This window comes from Hominisplanchenecus faecis, assembly GCF_020687205.1.
GTDB lineage: Bacteria > Bacillota > Clostridia > Lachnospirales > Lachnospiraceae > Hominisplanchenecus > Hominisplanchenecus faecis.
Window position 1 is genome coordinate 1 of record NZ_JAJEQE010000058.1, and the last position, 20,093, is coordinate 20,093.

The 20,093-nt window shown below is 46.6% G+C and carries 20 protein-coding genes; all 20 read left to right on the forward strand.

Going from position 1 to position 20,093, the window contains the following annotated elements:
- Nucleotides 1-83: 83 nt before the first annotated feature.
- On the forward strand, nucleotides 84-557 hold the full coding sequence (gene rnhA, locus LKD42_RS12985) for a ribonuclease HI (RefSeq protein WP_147631111.1): 474 nt from the start codon (nucleotides 84-86) through the stop codon (nucleotides 555-557).
- A 3-nt stretch (nucleotides 558-560) separates the two neighbouring features.
- A complete protein-coding gene (locus tag LKD42_RS12990; RefSeq protein WP_248835963.1) occupies nucleotides 561-1,427 on the forward strand; it encodes an ABC transporter permease in 867 nt (288 codons plus the stop codon).
- Nucleotides 1,428-1,498: 71 nt separating this feature from the next.
- Nucleotides 1,499-2,782 (forward strand): ABC transporter ATP-binding protein, encoded by a 1,284-nt coding sequence (locus LKD42_RS12995; RefSeq protein WP_248835964.1) that lies wholly within the window; start codon nucleotides 1,499-1,501, stop codon nucleotides 2,780-2,782.
- Nucleotides 2,783-3,053: 271 nt separating this feature from the next.
- Nucleotides 3,054-3,701, forward strand: a complete 648-nt coding sequence (locus LKD42_RS13000; RefSeq protein WP_248835965.1) for a hypothetical protein — start codon at nucleotides 3,054-3,056, stop codon at nucleotides 3,699-3,701.
- A gap of 541 nt (nucleotides 3,702-4,242) precedes the next feature.
- The gene (gene tyrS / locus LKD42_RS13005) at nucleotides 4,243-5,475 is read left to right on the forward strand and encodes a tyrosine--tRNA ligase (RefSeq protein WP_147631114.1); all 1,233 of its coding nucleotides are present in this window, start codon (nucleotides 4,243-4,245) and stop codon (nucleotides 5,473-5,475) included.
- Nucleotides 5,476-5,506: 31 nt separating this feature from the next.
- Nucleotides 5,507-5,656 (forward strand): hypothetical protein, encoded by a 150-nt coding sequence (locus LKD42_RS13010; RefSeq protein WP_022118830.1) that lies wholly within the window; start codon nucleotides 5,507-5,509, stop codon nucleotides 5,654-5,656.
- 20 nt (nucleotides 5,657-5,676) lie between these two features.
- Nucleotides 5,677-8,316: an alanine--tRNA ligase gene (alaS, locus tag LKD42_RS13015; RefSeq protein ID WP_248835966.1), complete on the forward strand. Its 2,640-nt coding sequence runs from the start codon at nucleotides 5,677-5,679 to the stop codon at nucleotides 8,314-8,316.
- Between the two features lie 138 nt (nucleotides 8,317-8,454).
- Entirely contained in the window at nucleotides 8,455-8,631 is a 177-nt protein-coding gene (rpsU, locus tag LKD42_RS13020; RefSeq protein WP_004054229.1) for a 30S ribosomal protein S21, read from the forward strand.
- Nucleotides 8,632-8,819: 188 nt separating this feature from the next.
- The gene (locus LKD42_RS13025) at nucleotides 8,820-10,001 is read left to right on the forward strand and encodes a D-alanyl-D-alanine carboxypeptidase family protein (protein WP_248835967.1); all 1,182 of its coding nucleotides are present in this window, start codon (nucleotides 8,820-8,822) and stop codon (nucleotides 9,999-10,001) included.
- Between the two features lie 132 nt (nucleotides 10,002-10,133).
- Nucleotides 10,134-10,922, forward strand: coding sequence for a metallophosphoesterase (locus LKD42_RS13030; protein ID WP_248835968.1), 789 nt, complete (start codon nucleotides 10,134-10,136; stop codon nucleotides 10,920-10,922).
- 4 nt (nucleotides 10,923-10,926) lie between these two features.
- The gene (locus LKD42_RS13035; protein ID WP_022118826.1) at nucleotides 10,927-11,688 is read left to right on the forward strand and encodes a segregation and condensation protein A; all 762 of its coding nucleotides are present in this window, start codon (nucleotides 10,927-10,929) and stop codon (nucleotides 11,686-11,688) included.
- Nucleotides 11,672-12,226 (forward strand): SMC-Scp complex subunit ScpB, encoded by a 555-nt coding sequence (gene scpB, locus LKD42_RS13040; protein WP_147631313.1) that lies wholly within the window; start codon nucleotides 11,672-11,674, stop codon nucleotides 12,224-12,226. The genes LKD42_RS13035 and scpB overlap by 17 nt, the downstream gene beginning before the upstream one ends.
- A 58-nt stretch (nucleotides 12,227-12,284) precedes the next feature.
- A complete protein-coding gene (locus LKD42_RS13045; RefSeq protein ID WP_248835969.1) occupies nucleotides 12,285-13,070 on the forward strand; it encodes a zinc dependent phospholipase C family protein in 786 nt (261 codons plus the stop codon).
- 95 nt (nucleotides 13,071-13,165) lie between these two features.
- Nucleotides 13,166-14,380 carry a D-alanyl-D-alanine carboxypeptidase family protein gene (locus LKD42_RS13050; protein WP_331464901.1) on the forward strand — a complete coding sequence of 405 codons (1,215 nt, stop codon included), beginning with the start codon at nucleotides 13,166-13,168 and terminating at the stop codon, nucleotides 14,378-14,380.
- 291 nt (nucleotides 14,381-14,671) lie between these two features.
- Nucleotides 14,672-16,105: an acyl-CoA carboxylase subunit beta gene (locus LKD42_RS13055; RefSeq protein ID WP_248835970.1), complete on the forward strand. Its 1,434-nt coding sequence runs from the start codon at nucleotides 14,672-14,674 to the stop codon at nucleotides 16,103-16,105.
- Nucleotides 16,106-16,119: 14 nt separating this feature from the next.
- On the forward strand, nucleotides 16,120-16,866 hold the full coding sequence (locus LKD42_RS13060; RefSeq protein WP_248835971.1) for an OadG family protein: 747 nt from the start codon (nucleotides 16,120-16,122) through the stop codon (nucleotides 16,864-16,866).
- A gap of 14 nt (nucleotides 16,867-16,880) precedes the next feature.
- Nucleotides 16,881-17,249: a biotin/lipoyl-containing protein gene (locus tag LKD42_RS13065; protein ID WP_147631124.1), complete on the forward strand. Its 369-nt coding sequence runs from the start codon at nucleotides 16,881-16,883 to the stop codon at nucleotides 17,247-17,249.
- A gap of 18 nt (nucleotides 17,250-17,267) precedes the next feature.
- Nucleotides 17,268-18,416 (forward strand): sodium ion-translocating decarboxylase subunit beta, encoded by a 1,149-nt coding sequence (locus LKD42_RS13070; protein ID WP_022118819.1) that lies wholly within the window; start codon nucleotides 17,268-17,270, stop codon nucleotides 18,414-18,416.
- 29 nt (nucleotides 18,417-18,445) lie between these two features.
- Nucleotides 18,446-19,876: an oxaloacetate decarboxylase subunit alpha gene (locus LKD42_RS13075; protein WP_147631125.1), complete on the forward strand. Its 1,431-nt coding sequence runs from the start codon at nucleotides 18,446-18,448 to the stop codon at nucleotides 19,874-19,876.
- Between the two features lie 29 nt (nucleotides 19,877-19,905).
- Nucleotides 19,906-20,093 (forward strand): hypothetical protein (locus LKD42_RS13080; protein WP_248835972.1); only part of this gene is annotated, 188 nt, incomplete at its 3' end.

A 20,093-nucleotide genomic window follows, 5' to 3' on the forward strand; every position in this document is an offset into this window, starting at 1 on the left:
GATAAAGCAGTAAGTAGAACTCGTGAGGGTCTACATTATCTCGGTGTGAGTATATTTAATCACATTTTGAGTGGCAGGAAAAGATGTTTGTAAAAATTTTTACAGATGGTGCAGCAAGAGGAAACCCGGACGGACCGGGCGGTTACGGAACAATCCTGCAATATATCGACAGCAAAGGTGTGCTGCATGAGCGGGAATACAGCCAGGGATATGTACGGACGACCAACAACCGCATGGAGCTGATGGCAGCGATCACAGGTTTGGAAAAGCTGACCAGACCGTGCGAAGTGCAGCTTTATTCGGACTCCAAATATCTGACCGATGCCTTTAATCAACACTGGATTGACGGCTGGCTGAAAAAAGGCTGGAAACGAGGCAAAAATGAACCTGTTAAAAATACAGATCTCTGGAAACGCCTGCTGAAAGCAAAGGAGCCGCATCAGGTGACTTTTATCTGGGTAAAAGGACATGACGGACACCCGGAAAACGAACGCTGCGATACCCTTGCGACCACGGCGGCAGACGGAACGGATCTCATTGTGGATGAAGGAGTATAAATTATGAGACAGGCAGAAAAAGTCGATCTTGGATCAGACGACTGGACGATGGAGATACGCCCTTATGCTTCGGCATTTCATTTTCCAATAAAAGAACTTTGGGAATACCGGGATCTGCTGTTTCTGTTTGTGCGGAGAGATTTCAAAACGATGTACAAACAGACCATTTTGGGCCCGGCGTGGATACTGTTAAGCCCGCTTTTGACAACGGGGATGTTCAGTCTGATCTTTGGCAGGATCGCCGGAATATCCACCGATGGGACGCCTGCATTTCTGTTTTATATGGCAGGCAATATTCTGTGGAACTATTTTTCAAGCTGCTTAAGTGCGGCATCGAGTACCTTTATTGGTAATGCCGGACTGTTTGGAAAAGTATATTTTCCAAGGATTGTTGTTCCGGCATCATCCGCTGTCTCTAAACTGATCACATTCGGTGCACAGTTCCTGCTGTTTCTGATCCTGTTGTTTTGCAGCCTTGGAAGCGGTCAAGTACGAATCACCTGGTTGTGTCTGATGACACCGGTCTTGCTTGTGATGCTGGCATTGCTCGCAATCGGCACCGGAATGATCCTGGCATCCCTGACGGCAAAATACCGCGATCTTCAGGTGTTGGTCGGATTTGGGATTCAGCTGTGGATGTATGCCAGTCCGATTGTTTATCCGCTTTCACAGATTCCGGGAAAATGGAGAATACTGCTCAGTCTGAACCCGGTTGCGTACATTGTGGAATGTTTCCGTTATGGCTGGCTTGGAAGCGGCATTGTTTCCATACCGAACCTGATGATCGGGCTGGGGATCATCCTGCTGATTTTGTTTGTCGGAACGGTGATGTTCAATAAAACACAGCGAAATTTTATGGATACCGTCTAGCATCATAGCATGGAAAATTGCCAGGCGTACAGCGAGCAGCATTTATGCCTGTGCTCAGAAAGGGAAAAGAAATGGAAGAAAAAGAAGTTGTGATCCGTATCCGCCATCTCTCAAAAGAATATCGGCTTGGCGTGATCGGACGGGGGACACTTCAGAGGGATCTCCAGAGCTGGTGGGCAAGAAAACGTGGGAAACCCGATCCAAATCAGCGGATCGGACGCAGAGAATATACTTCAAAAGAGTGTTTTTATGCACTGGAAGATGTTTCCTTTGATGTGCACAGAGGAGAACGGATCGGTGTGATCGGTGCAAATGGTGCCGGAAAATCGACGCTGTTTAAACTGCTGGCACGTGTGACGGCACCCACCGAAGGAGCCATCGGCGTAAAGGGAAGGATTTCCAGTATGCTCGAAGTAGGAACCGGGTTTCACGGAGAACTGACCGGGCGGGAGAATATTTATCTGAACGGAGCAATCCTTGGAATGAAACGACAGGAGATCGATGCCTGTATCGATCAGATCATTGCATTTTCCGAATGTGAAGAATTTATTGATACTCCGGTCAAACGTTATTCCAGCGGGATGTACGTGAAACTGGCATTTGCCGTGGCGGCACATTTAAATTCCGAACTGCTTTTGATGGACGAAGTTTTAGCAGTTGGAGATATGCATTTTCAGAAGAAATGTCTGAATAAAATGACACAGCTCTCAAACGATGAGCAGAAAACCATTCTCTATGTATCCCACAATATGGAAACCATCCGCACACTCTGCAACCGCTGCATTGTCCTGGAGAAAGGACATCTTGTTTTTGACGGCGAACCGGAAGAGGCGATCGCAAAATATCTGGGTGATGTTGTGCAGATGAAATTACACTATACTTATGAAGCAGATGCAAATGACCGCAGGACCACCGGAAAAATGCAGTTTACAAGCCTTGATATCAAAAACAGCAATCAGGTAACGGCAAAAGAAGGGATCGGATTTTCCGTGGCATTTCGAGTGCAGGAAGCAATTGCAGATCTGCATCTTCGCTGTACCATCCACAGTACGGACGGCCAGGCAGTGGGCACATCCGTTTCCGAAGGAATTGGGGCGTTTGCAAAAAATACTTCGGCGAGCGTGGGGATTCACTTTGATACCACAAGCCTTACAAAAGGAGAATATGTGGCAGAGCTGGCGGCCGTGGAACCGATGGGCGGCGGAAGACAGTGGCGGCATGCCTGGCTGGAACATGCCTTTGCGTTTGAAATCACAGAAGATGCATTTGGACAGTACAGCCTGAACCGCAATGCAAAAAAATGGGGCTATACCGTTTATCCGGATCTGAAAATTAAAAAGTGTGACAGAATGTAGAAAAAACAAAACGAAAATCGTTATAATATCAGTGATGGCTGATGTTATAGCGATTTTTTGTTGGGGAAAATGATCAGACAAGTTGCTGATGAAATGGTTGCAGAAAAACATAGAAAGATCGTATCGGTTTGAAACTTGACAACTTTTAAAGCTGCAAAAGCGAAAGTGAATTATCCGTTTTGGGTATGCTGTACAGGAGCAGTTATACCTACATATTCTGGTTCTATATCATTTGCACTCAAAACAAAATAGTAGGAAAGGTTGGATCTATATGAAAAAAAGAAAACTTGCAGCGGGTATCGCAGCCGCAGCTCTGGTGGCAGTTCTTTCTGTTTCGGCAGTTTATGCAGGAAATCAGGGAAAATCGGTTTCGGCACTTTGGGGTGAAATTTTAAAACAGTCGGCAGATGAAGAAAAAATAAACACGCAGAGTGCAGACGACGAACCGCTCTATGCAGTCGGAAAAGATGTCTCAATCACGATGAAAGAATACGAGCAGGTCAAATCTTTTTATAAATTAAAAAGTGAAGATGACGGGCAGGCGGCGAAAGATGCGGATAAAGAGATCAAGCAGTACAATGCACTTTACGCAGCGGCAGTCAAAAACGGCTATTCTGTGACGGATGAGCAGGTGCAGGCATATATAGAAGATATGAAGGTACAGCTCGAAAGCGTGGACAACAGCGAAGATATTCAAGACGTGATCGACCAGTTTGATTCGGAGGATGATTACTGGGCATATGAATTTACCGTATACCAGAAACAGCTGCCAATCCAGAATTATGTGTCAGCGTTAAATGATGAGTATAATGAGAAAGCAGCAGATTCTTCCTCGGAAGAAGCACAGGAAGAATGGGACACTTATTTTGAAAATCTGAAAGATAAACTTGTAAAAGAGCAGAATTTTCAAAATCAATAATAAAAAGGAAATGAGAAACCGTAGGAACCGGGCGAACACCGGAAAGCAGTCTTGACAAATGAAAACTCGCTTATTATAATGAGGATAATGTCAAAATTGTGGAAGTACGGGAGAAAAACAGAATCTTTCTGACATCTGCATGAGACATAAAAATGAGGCAAAGGCTGTGAAGGAAAGAAGTAACAGAACAACTGCACAACAGAGAGTTGCCGGCAGGTGAGAGGCACAGATGCGGTTCCTGCGAATACATTCCGGAGCTCTGCACCGAACACAGAAGTGTAAGTAGGCTGCAGCGGAGTGACATCCGTTAACAACGTTAAAGTATTGCTGTGGATAGGTAAAAAATTGCGAAGAACAGCAAAAGGATTTTACATGAAAGGATTCCGATGGCAGTACTTACTGAGGCAGTCTGGTGTGAGCCGGCTGTGAATAAAGGTGGTAACACGAGATTTCAGCTCTCGTCCTTTTCGTATAAGAAGGGCGAGGGCTTTCTACGCTTTTACGCCCTTGGAAAACAAAAAGTCTAAGGAGGAATCAAACGATGGAACAGAACGTATTTGACGTCCTGAAAGAAAGAGGATTTATTGAGCAGACAACGCACGAAGCAGAGATCAGAGAGCTTCTGGGCAAAGAAAAGGTAACATTTTACATTGGATTTGATGCAACCGCAGACAGCCTGACCGCAGGACACTTCCTGACGATCATGGCAATGATGCACATGCAGAGAGCAGGTCACAGACCGATCGCCCTGCTTGGCGGCGGAACCACAATGATCGGTGACCCGTCCGGCAAATCCGATATGCGAAATATGATGACAAAAGAAAAGATCGATTACAATGCAAAGCGTTTCCATGAACAGCTTTCCAGATTCATCGATTTTGACAATGACAAGGCGATCATCGCAAACAATGCAGACTGGCTGCTGGATCTGAATTATGTAGAATTCCTGCGTGAAATCGGGGTACATTTCTCAGTCAACAAAATGCTGACTGCAGAGTGCTACAAACAGAGAATGGAAAGAGGACTGACGTTCTTCGAGTTCAACTACATGCTGATGCAGTCCTACGATTTCCTGAAACTGAACCAGCTGTACGGCTGCCAGATGGAGCTTGGCGGAAACGACCAGTGGTCCAACATTCTGGGCGGTGTTGACCTGATCCGAAGAAAAGAACAGAAACCGGCTTACGGCCTGACCTTCAAGCTGCTGACCACCAGCGAGGGCATCAAGATGGGCAAGACCATGAAGGGTGCAGTATGGCTGGACCCGGAGAAGACTTCCCCGTACGAATTCTACCAGTACTGGAGAAACATCGAAGATGTCAAAGTAGAAGAATGCTTAGGCCTTCTGACATTCCTTCCGATGGAAGAAGTAAGAAGACTGGGTGCACTGGAAGGTGCAGAGATCAACAAGGCAAAAGAAGTACTGGCATACGAGATCACAAAGATCGTACACGGCGAAGAAGAAGCAGAGAAAGCACAGACTGCTGCAAGAGCACTGTTTGTACAGGGTGGAAAGACCGCAGATATCCCGACCACTTCTTACCCGGCAGCAGAGCTGGAAGAAGGCAAAGATATCCTGACACTTCTGGTGGATACCAAACTTGCAAAGAACCGTTCGGAAGCAAGAAGACTGGTAACACAGGGCGGTGTTTCTGTCAATGATGTAAAAGTAACGGATTTTGCAAAAGTATTTACCAGTGCAGATTTTGATGAAGATGGCGTTCTCCTGATCAAAAAAGGCAAGAAAGGCTATCATCAGATAAAAGCTGACTAAAGTACGTGCAAAAAGCACAGGAGGTGGCAATATGGCAATACTGACAACCTTTATCACAAGCATTGTAGAAATGCTGATCCTTGCAGGTGTATCCTATGGCGGAATCCGCCTCGGAAAAGTGCTGCGTGACCGCAAGGACGCAAAAATGCAGGCAGAAATACAGCCTGAAAAACAGATTTAGATCACACAGGAGGATTTGTTGTGAAAGCATATGGAGTAAACGAACTTAGAAAAATGTTCCTTGAATTTTTCGAGAGCAAGGGACATCTGGCAATGAAGAGCTTTTCACTGGTTCCGCACAATGATAACAGTCTTCTGATTATCAATTCCGGTATGGCACCTCTGAAACCATACTTTACGGGAGCAGAAAAGCCGCCAAGAACACGTGTTACAACCTGCCAGAAATGTATCCGTACAGGCGATATCGAGAACGTAGGTAAAACAGCAAGACATGGTACCTTCTTTGAAATGCTGGGTAACTTTTCTTTCGGCGATTATTTCAAACACGAAGCGATCGCCTGGTCCTGGGAGTTTTTGACCCAGGTAGTCGGACTGGACCCGGAAAGACTGTATCCGTCTATTTACGAGAACGATGAGGAAGCGTTCGAGATCTGGAACAAAGAGATCGGCATTGCACCGGAGCGTATCTTCCGTTTTGGAAAAGAAGACAACTTCTGGGAGCATGGTGCAGGCCCTTGCGGTCCGTGTTCTGAGATTTACTATGACCGCGGTGAAAAATACGGCTGCGGCAAACCGGGATGCACCGTCGGATGTGAGTGCGACCGTTACATGGAAGTATGGAACAATGTATTTACCCAGTTTGAGAACGACGGAAAAGGCAATTATAGCGAGCTGAAGCAGAAGAACATCGATACTGGTATGGGGCTGGAACGTCTGGCTGTTGTTGTTCAGGATGTTGATTCTATTTTTGATGTAGATACTCTGCAGGCACTTCGCAACAAAGTGTGTGAATTTGCAAATATAAAATATCAGCAGGATGATGCGAAAGACGTATCCATCCGTCTGATCACGGACCATATCCGTTCTGCTACCTTTATGATCTCCGATGGTATCATGCCGTCAAACGAAGGACGCGGCTATGTACTGCGCCGTCTGATCCGCCGTGCGGCACGCCACGGAAAGATGCTTGGCATCGAAGGCAATTTCTTAAGCAGACTGAGTGAGACTGTCATCGAAGGTTCCAAAGACGGATACCCGGAACTGGAAGAGAAGAAAGAGTTCATTTTTAATGTGCTGACCAAAGAAGAAGAAAAATTCGGCAAGACCATTGATCAGGGTCTGGACATCTTAAACGGTATGGAAGAAGAAATGAAAGGAAAAGGCGAGAAAGTACTTTCCGGAGCAAATGCATTTATGCTGTATGATACGTATGGATTCCCGCTGGATCTGACAAAAGAAATCCTGGAAGAGAAAGGATACAGCATCGATGAGGACGGTTTCAAAGCTGCAATGGAAGAGCAGAGAGTCAAAGCCAGAACTTCACGAAAAGTATCCAACTACATGGGAAAAGATGCAACCGTTTACGATGAAATCGATCCATCCATCACATCCGAATTTGTGGGATATGATAAGCTTTCTTATGAATCTGACATCACCGTACTTACAACGGAGACAGAAGTTGTAGATGCCGTTTCTGACGGAGACAAGGCAACGATCTTCGTAGAACAGACACCGTTCTATGCAACCATGGGCGGACAGGAAGGCGATACCGGTGTGATCCGCACCGCAGATGCTGAGTTCAAAGTAGAAGAAACAATTAAACTGCTGGGCGGCAAGATCGGACATGTTGGATATGTGACAAAGGGCATGTTCAAAGTCGGCGACAAAGTGACACTGGAAGTTGCACCGGAAGAAAGAGCAGATACCTGCAAGAACCACAGTGCAACGCATCTGTTGCAGAAAGCACTCAAAACCGTACTCGGAAACCATGTAGAACAGAAAGGTTCCCTGGTAACTCCGGACAGACTGCGTTTTGACTTCACACATTTTGAAGCCATGACAGCAGAAGAGATCGCAAAGACAGAAGCACTGGTAAATAAAGAAATCCAGGCAAACCTTCCGGTTGTGACAAAGATCATGAGCATCGACGAAGCCAAGAAAACAGGAGCAATGGCACTGTTTGGAGAGAAATATTCCGAAAACGTACGTGTTGTATCCATGGGAGACTTCTCCATCGAGCTCTGCGGCGGTACCCATGTAGCAAATACCGGCGAGATCCAGGCATTCAAGATCGTATCCGAGGCAGGTGTTGCATCCGGTGTAAGACGTATCGAAGCACTGACCGGTCAGGGTGTATTTGCATATTATAGAAATGTAGAAGAACAGCTGGCAAAAGCAGCAGCCCTTCTGAAAGCCGGAACGCATGAAGTATGCGACAAGATCGAGCATCTGCAGGCAGAAGTAAAATCCCTGCACAGCGAGAACGAAGCTCTGAAGAGCAAGATGGCACAGGGAGCACTTGGAAATGTCATGGACAAGGTTACCGAAGTTAAAGGTGTGAAATTGCTGGCAGCTGCACTGGAAGGCGTTGACATGAACGGACTGCGTGACCTTGGAGACCAGCTCAAAGAAAAACTGGGCGAAGGTGTCGTAGTACTGGCATCTGCAAATGACGGAAAAGTATGCCTGATGGCAACTGCAACCGACGGAGCAATGAAACAGGGTGCACATGCCGGAAATCTGGTCAAAGGCATCGCACAGATCGTCGGCGGTGGCGGCGGCGGAAGACCGAATATGGCACAGGCCGGCGGCAAAAATCCGGATAAGATCCCGGAAGCGATCGCAGCCGTAGCAGGAATTCTGGAAGATCAGATCAAATAAGCAAAATTTTCATCGAGAAAAAAGAAGAAAAATCTTGACGTTTCGAGAAAATATGCTATAATGTCAGAAGTGCAATAAAATACCCAGACAGTTGTATTATGCACAATCTACAACTGGAGGGAGGTTAGGTGTGAATTTATGTCAAATGTAATCGTAAAAGAAAACGAGACTTTGGACAGTGCTTTACGCCGTTTCAAAAGAAACTGCGCAAAGGCTGGTATTCAGCAGGAGATTCGTAAAAGAGAACATTACGAAAAACCAAGCGTAAGAAGAAAAAAGAAATCCGAAGCAGCGCGTAAGCGTAAATACAACTAATATGTGCAAATGAAGCCTCTGGCAGTGATGCCGGAGGTTTTCTTTATGTCCTGAAAATGAGAGGAATGTATGCTGTGCAAAAGTGTGCTGCCGTCCCCAAAAACAGATGCGAAAAATGTATCGGACCTGTCATGCATGAGCAAATGCCTGCTTATACTGTTTATATAGGAAAAACAGGAGCGTTTTATATGAAAAAGTGGAAAACAAGGGGAATCAGCCTGCTACTTGCACTGGTGCTCATCACAGGCGGAACGACAGCTGCATTTCCAGGACAGAGTTTTGCAGAAAACGTGGAAATCGAATCACCGGCAGCCTGCCTGATGGAGCTGACGACCGGGAAAATCCTGTATGAAAAAGAGGCGGATACAAGGCGAAGCCCGGCGAGTGTCACCAAGATCATGACCACACTGTTGATCATGGAAGCAATAAAGAGCGGGAAGATCACACTTCAGGATGAAGTGGTGACAAGTGCTCATGCCAAATCCATGGGCGGCTCGCAGGTATTTCTGGAAGAAGGGGAAAAACAGACGGTTGACACTTTGCTCAAATGTATTCTGGTGGCATCCGGGAACGATGCTTCTGTTGCCATGGCAGAATACATAGGCGGAAGCGAAGAAGCTTTTGTTCAGAAAATGAATGAGCGGGCTGCAGCACTTGGCATGGAGAACACACATTTTGTGGACTGCTGTGGCCTGACGGATTCGGATGAGCACTATACAACGCCGCGTGACATTGCAATCATGTCAAGAGAGCTTCTGCTGAACTTTCCGCAGGTTGAGCAGTACACGACAATCTGGATGGAGGACATCACGCATGTGACAGCAAAAGGCAGCAGTGCATTCGGACTTACCAACACCAACAAGCTTCTCAGAAGCTATGACGGCTGTATCGGACTGAAAACGGGCAGTACCGGCAAGGCAAAATTCTGCGTATCGGCGGCTGCAAAGCGTGGTGATATCACACTGATCAGCGTGATCATGGCAGGACCGGATTCGAAAATCCGGTTTGCCAATGCGGCGACGCTGCTCAACTACGGATTTGGAATCTGCCGGATCTACAAAGATGAAGAGCCGCCGGAAGCCGGAGAAATCAAAGTGACCGGCGGAAAAAAGAGAAATATTTTGTGCACATACCGGGAACCCTTTTCTTATCTGGATACCGAAGGCGTGGACTTTTCGCAGATTGAACGAAAGCAGATCAAAGAAGAAACACTTGTAGCTCCGGTGAAACAGGGGGAAAAAGCAGGAGAACTGCAGTATTTTCTGAACGGAAAACAGATCGGAAGTGTGGATATCCTGACAACAGAAGAAGTGCAGAGGGCAGGTTTTGTGGATTATTTCCAGGAAGGTGTGGATGCGTTTTTACTTTAGGATCGAAAGGATGTTAAGCACCAAAAGATGCCATAAAACCACTCCTGTGCAAGCACATCGTGGTTTCAGGCTTTTGACCCTGGCATCAAATATATTTTGACCATAACGACATCCTATGTTATAGTTGTAGTTATGAGAAAGATATTTTATGAGATAGGGACAACAAAAAAACAGAAAGAAGATACCACAAAGCGAAAAATGGTCCTGTTTTGTTTAAGTGACCTGCACGGGACCTGTTACGAACCGAGAAACCGGCCGATCATCGAGTGTGCCTGGGATCAGAAACCGGATCTGATACTGGCTTCGGGCGATATGTTAAGCGGAGACAGGGAGGAGGGCGATGCCATAGCCGTGGCTCTGCTCTCCCGTCTTTCGGATCTTGCACCGGTCTGTTTTGTAAACGGAAACCATGAGATGTGTGTGGAGAGACATCAGCCGGAGCGATATCAGAAATTTATGGATGATCTGAAAAACGGCGGCGTGCAGGTTCTGCACAACGAGACGGCATGGTTCTGGATCGACGGTGAGAAAGTTGCCGTGACCGGGTATGAGCTGCCGTGGGAATATTACCGGCGGTTCAGCCGCAGACATCCGTCCGTTGTCGGCATGGAGCGAAGCATCGGAAAACGAAAACAGGATGCATACCAGATCCTTCTGACACACAATCCGGTCTTTTTTGAAGAATATACTGCCTGGGGTGCGGACTTTACTTTTGCCGGACATCTGCACGGCGGTTTTATCCGTCTGCCGTATTTTGGCGGAGTCATCAGCCCGCAGTTCCAGCTATTCCCGAAGTACGACCACGGTCTGTATCAGATGGATACAAGCAGCATGGTCGTCGGTGCCGGCATGGGTAATCATTCCGGTCTGTTTCGGATCAACAATCCGACCGAGGTCGTTACCGTGCGGATCAAGAGGTGAAATTATGGGGATTGCAGTAAAATTACAGGCTTTTGAAGGACCGCTCGACCTGCTTCTGCACCTGATCGAAAAGAATAAAGTCAGCATTTATGATATACCGATCGCTGAGATCACCGACCAGTACATGGCGTATCTCCATGAAATGAAAAAGCAGGATCTTGGCGTGATGAGTGAGTTTCTTCTGATGGCGGCAACGCTTCTGGATATCAAATCACGGATGCTGCTCCCGAAAGAAGTGAACGAAGAGGGCGAAGAGGAAGATCCGCGTCAGGAACTGGTGCAGCAGCTGCTCGAATATAAGATGTATAAATATATTTCTTATGAACTTAAGGAACGCAGGCAGGATGCCGCCCAGGTTCTCTACCATAAGCAGGATCTGCCGGAAGAAGTGAAGGCATATAAGCAGCCGGTATCCACAGAAGAGCTGCTTGCGGGCGTGACACTTTCCAGGATGCACCGGATTTTTGTGGATATCATACGGCGGCAGAACAACCGCATCGATCCGATCCGCAGTACGTTCGGCACACTGCAGAAAGAAGAAGTAGACATGGATCAGATGCGGGAAAAAGTGGCAGAATATATTGAGCAGCACGAAGTCTGCAATTTTCGGGAACTGCTTCTTGGACAGGCAACGAAAATGCAGGTTATCATAGCATTTCTCATCATTCTGGAGATGATGAAGGAAGGCGTTATTACGATCGTTCAGGAGGAAAGTTTCGGTGAGATCCACATCGCAAAAAACAAGACAGATGAAAGCGGCAGTTGAGGCGATCCTGTTTGCCATGGGCGGATCGGTGGAAGTCGAAAAGATTGCAGCGGCACTTGAAATGAAGGTTGAAAGTACAGAAGAACTGCTCGCAGATATGATGGAGCAATATAAAAAAGAAGACAGAGGGATTCAGATCGTGGAGCTGGAACATGCCTATCAGCTCTGCACCAAAAAAGAGATGTATGAATATCTGATCCGGGTGGCGAAACAGCCCAAAAAAGCAACACTGTCTGATGTGGCACTGGAAACGTTGTCGATCATCGCCTACAAGCAGCCGGTCACAAAAGCGGAGATCGAGAAGATCCGTGGGGTAAAAAGTGACCATGCGATCAATAAACTGATTGAGTATGATCTGGTCAGAGAGCTTGGCAGGATCGATGCACCGGGCAAACCGATCGTTTTTGGGACAACGGAAGAATTTTTACGCAGTTTCGGAGTGCAGTCGCTGGATGAGCTTCCGGTGATCAGCACGGTCAAAATGGAAGACTTTAAAGCAGAGGCAGAAGAAGAAGTACAGCTGAAACTGGATATATAGGGATATTGAGGCAGAAAGATACCGGCCTTTGTATCCGGGAAAGGATTGGAGATGTTTTATGCCAACCACATATACACATGATGTTTTTGGAAAAATGGTTTATCAGAAGCTTCCGGAAAATTTAAAAGAAATCGTGGAAGAGCATATGAATGCTTACCGGATCGGCCAGCATGGACCGGATATTCTTTTTTATTATCATCTGTTCCATGAAAATCCGGTCAGTCAGAAGGGAATGGCGATGCATGAACAGATCGCAGCCTCGTTTTTTCGAAAATGCAAAGAATACTGTCAGGAAACCGGGGATGAAGAGGCACTGGCATATGTATTTGGATTTATCTGCCATTATATGCTGGACAGTACGTGTCATCCCTATATTGCAAAATACATGGAGAAGACAGGGGCGAGGCATGATGAGATCGAAACGGAGTTGGATCGTTATCTGATGGAAAGATCGGGGAAGAATCCGTTTCGTTTTAAGCCGGCAGCCCAGCTGAAAGCATCAAAAGAGAGCGTGCGTGCGGTCTCGGCCATTTTGGAACTGCCGGAAAAGACAGTGCGAAAAAGCATAAATTCTCTGAAATTTTATACGGGAATTACGGTGTGCCACAGATTTCCAAAGAGGATGCTTCTGCTGTGGGGGATGCGGCTTACCGGAGCCTATGACAGCATTCAGGGTCATATCATGCGAAAAAGACCGCTCAGACGCTGTGAACAGAGCACAGAGGAGCTGATGGCACTGCTTCGCCTGGCGATTCCGGAGACGGTGACCGTTCTGGAAGATTTTTATGATACGCTCGAAGATGTACAGAATCTGAACGGCCGTTTTGAGCGGAATTATGAGTAGAACGTATCTGATGTGCATAAAAAGAGAAAAAGAACACACACTGTAACATACCGGATGCCGTGTGCATGCGGAAAAACAGATGGGAAGTGTGTGCAGTGAAAAAAAGAATTACGGTGATCCGAAGCTTTATAATCTTTATGCTGTTGCTGCTTGCAGCACCGATATCAGCAAAAGCAGAGGATATGCAGCTGTACGCCCAGTCAGCCGTCCTGATGGATGGAGATTCCGGGCGTATTTTGTTTGGAAAAAATGAGCAGGAAGTGCGTGCCATGGCGAGCACGACAAAGATCATGACCTGCATTCTGGTACTGGAAAATACAGATCCATCCGATACGGCAGCAGCCTCCGAAAACGCAGCCATGCAGCCAAAAGTACACCTTGGCGTACAAAAGGGAGAAACTTTTTACGTAAAGGATCTGCTTTATTCTCTGATGCTGGAGAGCCACAACGATGCGGCTGTGATCCTGGCAGAAAAGACGGCAGGCAGTGTGGAAGCTTTTGCGGAAAAAATGAATCAGAAAGCAGAAGAGATCGGATGCAGCGACACGCATTTTGTGACACCGAACGGACTCGATGACGAAGATGCGGGCGGAGAACACGCAACGACGGCTGTGGATCTTGCAAGAATCCTGCGTTACTGCATCATGCAGTCACCGAAAAGGGATGAGTTTCTTGAGATCACCCGCACAAAAACGTATGAATTTTCAGATGTAGAGCAGAAGAAACATTACAGCTGTTACAATCACAATGCATTCCTCGATATGATGGAAGGGGCACTGACCGGAAAGACTGGATTTACCGGAAAGGCAGGTTACTGTTATGTTGGGGCACTGGAAAGCGAAGGCAGAACCTTTGTGGTGGCACTGCTTGGCTGCGGCTGGCCGAACAACCGGAGCTATAAGTGGACAGATACGAAAAAGCTGATGGATTATGCAAAAGAACATTTTTACATCCGGGAATTTGAAATGAATGCACAGACACCGCAGGTGCTGGTGGAAGGCGGGATTCCGGCAAGTGGAAAGATCAAAGATCCATGTCTTGTAAAAACGGCGGTGCAGTCCCGGGGCGGGCAGACAAAAGAGCATAAGATCCGCCTTCTTGTATCGGATGAAGATGAGGTGAAGCTGGTCTGCCATATGAAAATGAAAACAGCGGCTCCCCTTGAAGCAGATACGGTGATGGGAAACGTAACGCTGTTTTTAAATAATGAAAAAATCAAAGAAAACGAGATCGTGACTGTGGATGGGGCAGAACGCATCAGTCTGTCGTGGTGTGCCGGGCAGATCATAAAAAAGTTTTTCATATCCTGATGATGACGGAAAATAAAAGGTTAGAATATCATTCGGTCATTCTTACATGCAAAGTAAGAGGTTTGAGGCTATGTTCAAAATTCAACGAAAGAGTTTAAAATTCAACGAAAAATGAAATAAAATGAATGTGCATGACGGAACATGAATGAAATTTGGATTATTTCTGGTGTTGTGCTACAAAAAAAGTGAGAAAAACGAGAAAATACTTGCTAAATCTTCCAAAAACCATTACAATTACAATCGGCAGAAAATTTTTTTTCTTTTAATAAATTATTAATGGAGGGCTGAACAATGAGTAATACAGCACAAAACTTGGCAAGTACAAGAATCGCTTCTTTACTTGATGAGAACAGCTTTGTTGAAATCGGAGGTTGTGTGACTGCCAGAAACACAGATTTCAACCTGAAGCAGACAGCAACACCGTCAGACGGTGTAATCACAGGTTATGGTGTGATCGACGGCAATCTGGTCTATGTTTACAGCCAGGATGCATCTGTACTGGGCGGCACCATCGGTGAAATGCATGCAAAGAAAATCGCACGTCTGTACGATATGGCATTAAAGATGGGTGCACCGGTGATCGGACTGATCGACTGTGCAGGTATCCGTCTGCAGGAAGCAACCGATGCACTGAATGCACTGGGTGAGATCTATGCAAAACAGGTACTGGCATCCGGTGTGATCCCACAGATCACAGCTGTATTTGGTACCTGCGGCGGCGGTATGGCACTTATGCCGGCTCTGACAGATTTTACATTCATGGAGAGCAAAAACGCAAAATTATTTGTAAATTCTCCGAACGCACTGGAAGGAAACGAAGTTTCCAAATGCAATACCGCATCCGCAAAATTCCAGAGTGAGGATGCAGGACTGGTTGACTTTACCGGCAGCGAAGACGAAGTTCTCTCAGGTATCCGCAAACTGGTAACGCTGCTTCCGGCAAACAACGAAGAAGATGCAGTGGATGACTGCAGCGATGATCTGAACCGTGTATGTGCAGATCTTGCAAATGCAGCAGGCGATACGGCGATCCTTCTTTCCAACATCGCAGATGACCAGGATTTTGTTGAGACAAAAGCGGACTATGCAAAAGAGATGGTAACCGGTTTCCTGAAACTGAACGGAACAACCGTCGGAGCTGTAGCAAACCGTACGGAAGTTTACGGTGCAGACGGTGAAAAAGCAGAAGAGTTTGAAGCAGTCCTGACTGCAAGAGGAGCAAGAAAAGCAGCCAGATTCGTAAAATTCTGTGACGCATTCAATATCCCGGTACTGACTCTGACCAATGTAACCGGTTTCAAGGCAGACAAACATTCTGAGAGATGCATCGCAACCGCAGTTGCAGAGATGACACATGCATTTGCAGATGCTACCGTTCCAAAGGTAAATGTGATCATCGGAAAAGCTTACGGAAGTGCCTATGTTGCCATGAACAGCAAGGCAGTCGGAGCAGATATGACTTATGCATGGGAAGATGCGAGCATTGGCATGATGGATGCAAAACTGGCAGCCAAGATCATGTATGCGAACGCTGACGCAGCTACGATAGGCGAAAAGGCAGCAGAATATGCAAGCCTGCAGGAGAGCGTACAGTCCGCAGCAGCAAGAGGATATGTTGATACCATCATTTCCGCAGAAGACACCAGAAAGTATGTAATCGGTGCATTTGAAATGTTATTCACAAAGAGAGAAGACCGCCCGGCGAAAAAACATGGCACGGTATAAGTGAGGTGAATAATATGAATCGAAAATTAAAAAGTTTATTGGCGATGATCTGTGTACTGGCACTGACATTTACCATGTCAGTATGTGCGTTTGCGGCAGATGAAGTGACGGATGATGAGGTTGCTAACTACAAGTCCGCAGCAGAGACACTGATCTCACAGATTGCAGGATTTTCCGACGAAGAGATCGAAACTTACCTTGCACAGAACGATGCATTTACGACAGCGACCATGGAGTCCTGGAAAGGTGTAAAAGATGAGCTTGGTGCTTATTCTTCTATCGTTTCCCAGGATGTGGAAAAAGACGGAGACGTTGTTACGATCTCAACCGTTGCTCAGTTTGAAAAAGCAAAAGCAGATGTTGTCCTGATGCTGGATTTAGGTCAGCAGATGTACACCAGCATGACCTACAGCGTACAGTATTCTCTGGCAGCAAATATGCAGCGTGCCGGAATGAACACACTGATGGGAATCGGCATCGTATTTCTGATGCTGGTATTCTTAAGCTTTGTGATCGGACTGTTCAAGTACATAGAGAAATTCCAGAATGTCGGCAAGAAGAAAGCCGCAGAGGAAGCACCGAAAGCAGAAGAGGCACCTGCACCGGCAATCGCCCAGAGCGAAGCGGCAGATGAAGATTTTGCAGATGACCTGGAACTGGTAGCGGTTATTTCCGCAGCGATCGCAGCTTACGAAAATACTTCAGGAGACAGTTTTGTTGTCCGTTCAATCAAGAAATCAAATAAATGGCACAGAGCCTGACAGGAGGATTTGAAATGAAAACATATACAATCACAGTAAATGGTACAGCTTATGATGTAACAGTAGAAGAAGGAACAGGAAGTGCAGCACCGGCAGCAGCACCAAAGGCAGCTCCGAAAGCAGCACCAAAAGCAGCACCAAAAGCAGCTCCGAAGGCAGCAGGTGCAGGTTCCGTTAAAGTAGAAGCTTCCGTACCGGGCAAAGTCCTGAAAATCGAAGCTTCTGTAGGACAGAGCGTAAAAGCAGGTGACAACATTATCATTCTGGAAGCTATGAAGATGGAGATCCCTGTAGTAGCACCTCAGGACGGAACCGTTGCAAGCATTGATGTTGCAGTTGGTGCAGCAGTTGAAAATGGTGATGTTCTGGCAACCATGAACTAAGATATTGGAGGTTGAATTATGTCATACGTAATCGATACGTTGTCCAACCTGCTCCATCAAACGGCGTTTTTTAACCTGACCTGGGGAAACTACCTGATGATCGCAGTTGCCTGTGTATTCCTTTTCCTGGCAATCGCAAAAGGTTTTGAACCGCTGCTTCTGGTTCCGATCGCATTCGGTATGCTTCTGGTTAATATTTACCCGGATATCATGGCATCACCGGAAGAGACATCAAACGGTGTAGGTGGACTTTTACATTATTTCTATTTACTGGATGAGTGGAGTATTCTGCCGTCCCTGATCTTTATGGGTGTCGGTGCGATGACGGACTTTGGTCCGCTGATTGCAAATCCGATCAGTTTCCTGCTTGGTGCAGCAGCACAGCTTGGTATCTATGCAGCTTACTTCCTGGCAATCCTGATGGGATTCAACGGAAAAGCAGCAGCAGCGATCTCCATCATCGGTGGTGCTGACGGCCCGACTTCGATCTTCCTTGCAGGAAAGCTGGGACAGTCCGCATTGATGGGACCGATCGCAGTGGCAGCATATTCTTATATGTCACTGGTGCCGATCATTCAGCCGCCTATCATGAAACTTCTGACCACAGAAAAAGAACGTAAGATCAAAATGCAGCAGCTCCGTCCGGTTTCTAAACTGGAGAAGATCCTGTTCCCGATCATCATCACGATCGTTGTGTGTATGATCCTGCCGACAACAGCTCCGCTGGTTGGTATGCTGATGCTCGGTAACCTGTTCCGCGAGAGCGGTGTTGTAAAACAGCTGACAGAAACTGCTTCAAACGCAATGATGTACATCGTAGTTATCCTGCTTGGTACTTCTGTAGGTGCATCTACAAGTGCAGAAGCATTCCTGAACCTGGATACTCTGAAAATCGTAGCACTTGGTCTGATCGCATTTGCATTTGGTACCGCGGGCGGTGTTCTGTTTGGTAAACTGATGTGCAAGCTCTCAGGCGGCAAGATCAACCCGCTGATCGGTTCCGCAGGTGTGTCTGCCGTACCAATGGCAGCCCGTGTATCTCAGAAAGTCGGTGCAGAGGCAGATCCGACCAACTTCCTGCTGATGCATGCAATGGGACCTAACGTAGCAGGTGTTATCGGTACAGCCGTTGCGGCCGGTACATTCATGGCTATTTTCGGTGTATAAAACGTTATTAACTTAGGAGGATATAGATCATGGCAGATATTGCAAAAAAGCAGAATAATGCAAAAAAACCAGTTGGTATTACAGAAACAATTCTGCGTGACGCACATCAGTCTCTGATTGCAACCCGTATGACAACAGAGCAGATGCTTCCGATCGTAGAAAAAATGGATCAGGTTGGATATCATTCCGTAGAATGCTGGGGAGGTGCAACGTTTGATGCTTCCTTACGTTTCCTGAAAGAAGATCCATGGGAAAGACTTCGTAAATTCCGTGCCGGATTCAAAAACACAAAACTGCAGATGCTGTTCCGTGGACAGAACATCCTGGGATACCGTCCATATGCAGATGATGTGGTAGAATATTTCGTACAGAAATCCATCGCAAACGGTATCGATATCATCCGTATCTTTGACTGTATGAATGACCTGCGTAACCTGCAGACCGCAGTCAAAGCAGCAAACAAAGAAAAAGGACATGCACAGGTAGCACTGTCTTACACCCTGGGTGATGCTTACACCCTGGATTACTGGACAAAGATGGCAAAAGACGTTGAGAACATGGGTGCAGACTCCATCTGTATCAAAGACATGGCAGGTCTTCTGCTTCCGTACAAAGCAACCGAACTGGTAACCGCTCTGAAAAAAGCAGTTAAGATCCCGGTTCAGCTGCATACACACTACACCTCCGGTGTTGCTTCCATGACTTACCTGAAAGCCGTAGAAGCCGGTATCGATGTCATCGATACTGCAATGTCACCGTTCGCACTGGGAACTTCTCAGCCGGCAACCGAAGTTATGGTAGAGACCTTCAAAGGCACACCATACGATACCGGCCTGGATCAGAAGCTTCTGGCAGAGATCGCTGATTACTTCAGACCGATCCGTGACGATGCACTGGAGAGCGGACTGCTCAATCCGAAGAACATGGGCGTAAACATCAAGACACTGCTGTACCAGGTACCGGGCGGAATGCTTTCCAACCTGACCTCTCAGCTGAAAGAACAGCACGCAGAAGACAAGTTCTACGATGTTCTGGAAGAAGTACCGCGTGTAAGAAAAGACCTCGGTGAGTGCCCTCTGGTTACACCGTCCTCACAGATCGTTGGTACACAGGCTGTATTTAACGTGATCATGGGTGAACGTTACAAGATGGTAACCAAAGAGACAAAAGATGTCCTCGCCGGTAAATACGGTGCAACCGCAAAACCGTTCAACAAAGAAGTTCAGAAGAAGTGCATCGGCGATGCGAAGATCATCACATGCCGTCCGGCAGACCTTCTGGAGCCGGAACTTGGCAAACTGGAGAAAGAAATGGCTCAGTGGAAACAGCAGGATGAAGATGTACTGACCTACGCACTGTTCCCACAGGTAGCTGTAGACTTCTTCAAATACAGAGAAGCACAGCAGACAAAGGTAGACCAGACCGTAGCAGATACTAAAAACGGAGCCTATCCGGTATAAGCTGAGGATCTGATCAAAACAGTCTGTTTATGACAAAGATTTACAGGACTCTTCCACAGGAAGCGCGAAAGCGTGGAATGTGGGGGAGTTTTTTAGTGTTCAAAAAAATACCAAAAGTTAGAAAAAAATACATATACTTTCAAATAAAAAGTTGTGGCGGAGGTTTGTGTAAATGTGAAAATGAACGCCATAGAAATGATTTTATAAAATATATAAC

Bases quoted from the DNA above. Each gene is read 5' to 3' on its own strand.
- LKD42_RS13030 (WP_248835968.1), top strand. From the start codon at position 10,134: ATGAGAAAGATATTTTATGAGATAGGGACAACAAAAAAACAGAAAGAA.
- scpB (WP_147631313.1), top strand. From the start codon at position 11,672: ATGAAAGCGGCAGTTGAGGCGATCCTGTTTGCCATGGGCGGATCGGTG.
- tyrS (WP_147631114.1), top strand. From the start codon at position 4,243: ATGGAACAGAACGTATTTGACGTCCTGAAAGAAAGAGGATTTATTGAG.
- rnhA (WP_147631111.1), top strand. From the start codon at position 84: ATGTTTGTAAAAATTTTTACAGATGGTGCAGCAAGAGGAAACCCGGAC.
- LKD42_RS13075 (WP_147631125.1), top strand. From the start codon at position 18,446: ATGGCAGATATTGCAAAAAAGCAGAATAATGCAAAAAAACCAGTTGGT.
- LKD42_RS13025 (WP_248835967.1), top strand. From the start codon at position 8,820: ATGAAAAAGTGGAAAACAAGGGGAATCAGCCTGCTACTTGCACTGGTG.
- LKD42_RS12990 (WP_248835963.1), top strand. From the start codon at position 561: ATGAGACAGGCAGAAAAAGTCGATCTTGGATCAGACGACTGGACGATG.
- LKD42_RS13065 (WP_147631124.1), top strand. From the start codon at position 16,881: ATGAAAACATATACAATCACAGTAAATGGTACAGCTTATGATGTAACA.
- LKD42_RS13060 (WP_248835971.1), top strand. From the start codon at position 16,120: ATGAATCGAAAATTAAAAAGTTTATTGGCGATGATCTGTGTACTGGCA.
- LKD42_RS13010 (WP_022118830.1), top strand. From the start codon at position 5,507: ATGGCAATACTGACAACCTTTATCACAAGCATTGTAGAAATGCTGATC.
- LKD42_RS13045 (WP_248835969.1), top strand. From the start codon at position 12,285: ATGCCAACCACATATACACATGATGTTTTTGGAAAAATGGTTTATCAG.
- LKD42_RS12995 (WP_248835964.1), top strand. From the start codon at position 1,499: ATGGAAGAAAAAGAAGTTGTGATCCGTATCCGCCATCTCTCAAAAGAA.
- LKD42_RS13035 (WP_022118826.1), top strand. From the start codon at position 10,927: ATGGGGATTGCAGTAAAATTACAGGCTTTTGAAGGACCGCTCGACCTG.
- rpsU (WP_004054229.1), top strand. From the start codon at position 8,455: ATGTCAAATGTAATCGTAAAAGAAAACGAGACTTTGGACAGTGCTTTA.
- LKD42_RS13000 (WP_248835965.1), top strand. From the start codon at position 3,054: ATGAAAAAAAGAAAACTTGCAGCGGGTATCGCAGCCGCAGCTCTGGTG.
- LKD42_RS13070 (WP_022118819.1), top strand. From the start codon at position 17,268: ATGTCATACGTAATCGATACGTTGTCCAACCTGCTCCATCAAACGGCG.
- LKD42_RS13055 (WP_248835970.1), top strand. From the start codon at position 14,672: ATGAGTAATACAGCACAAAACTTGGCAAGTACAAGAATCGCTTCTTTA.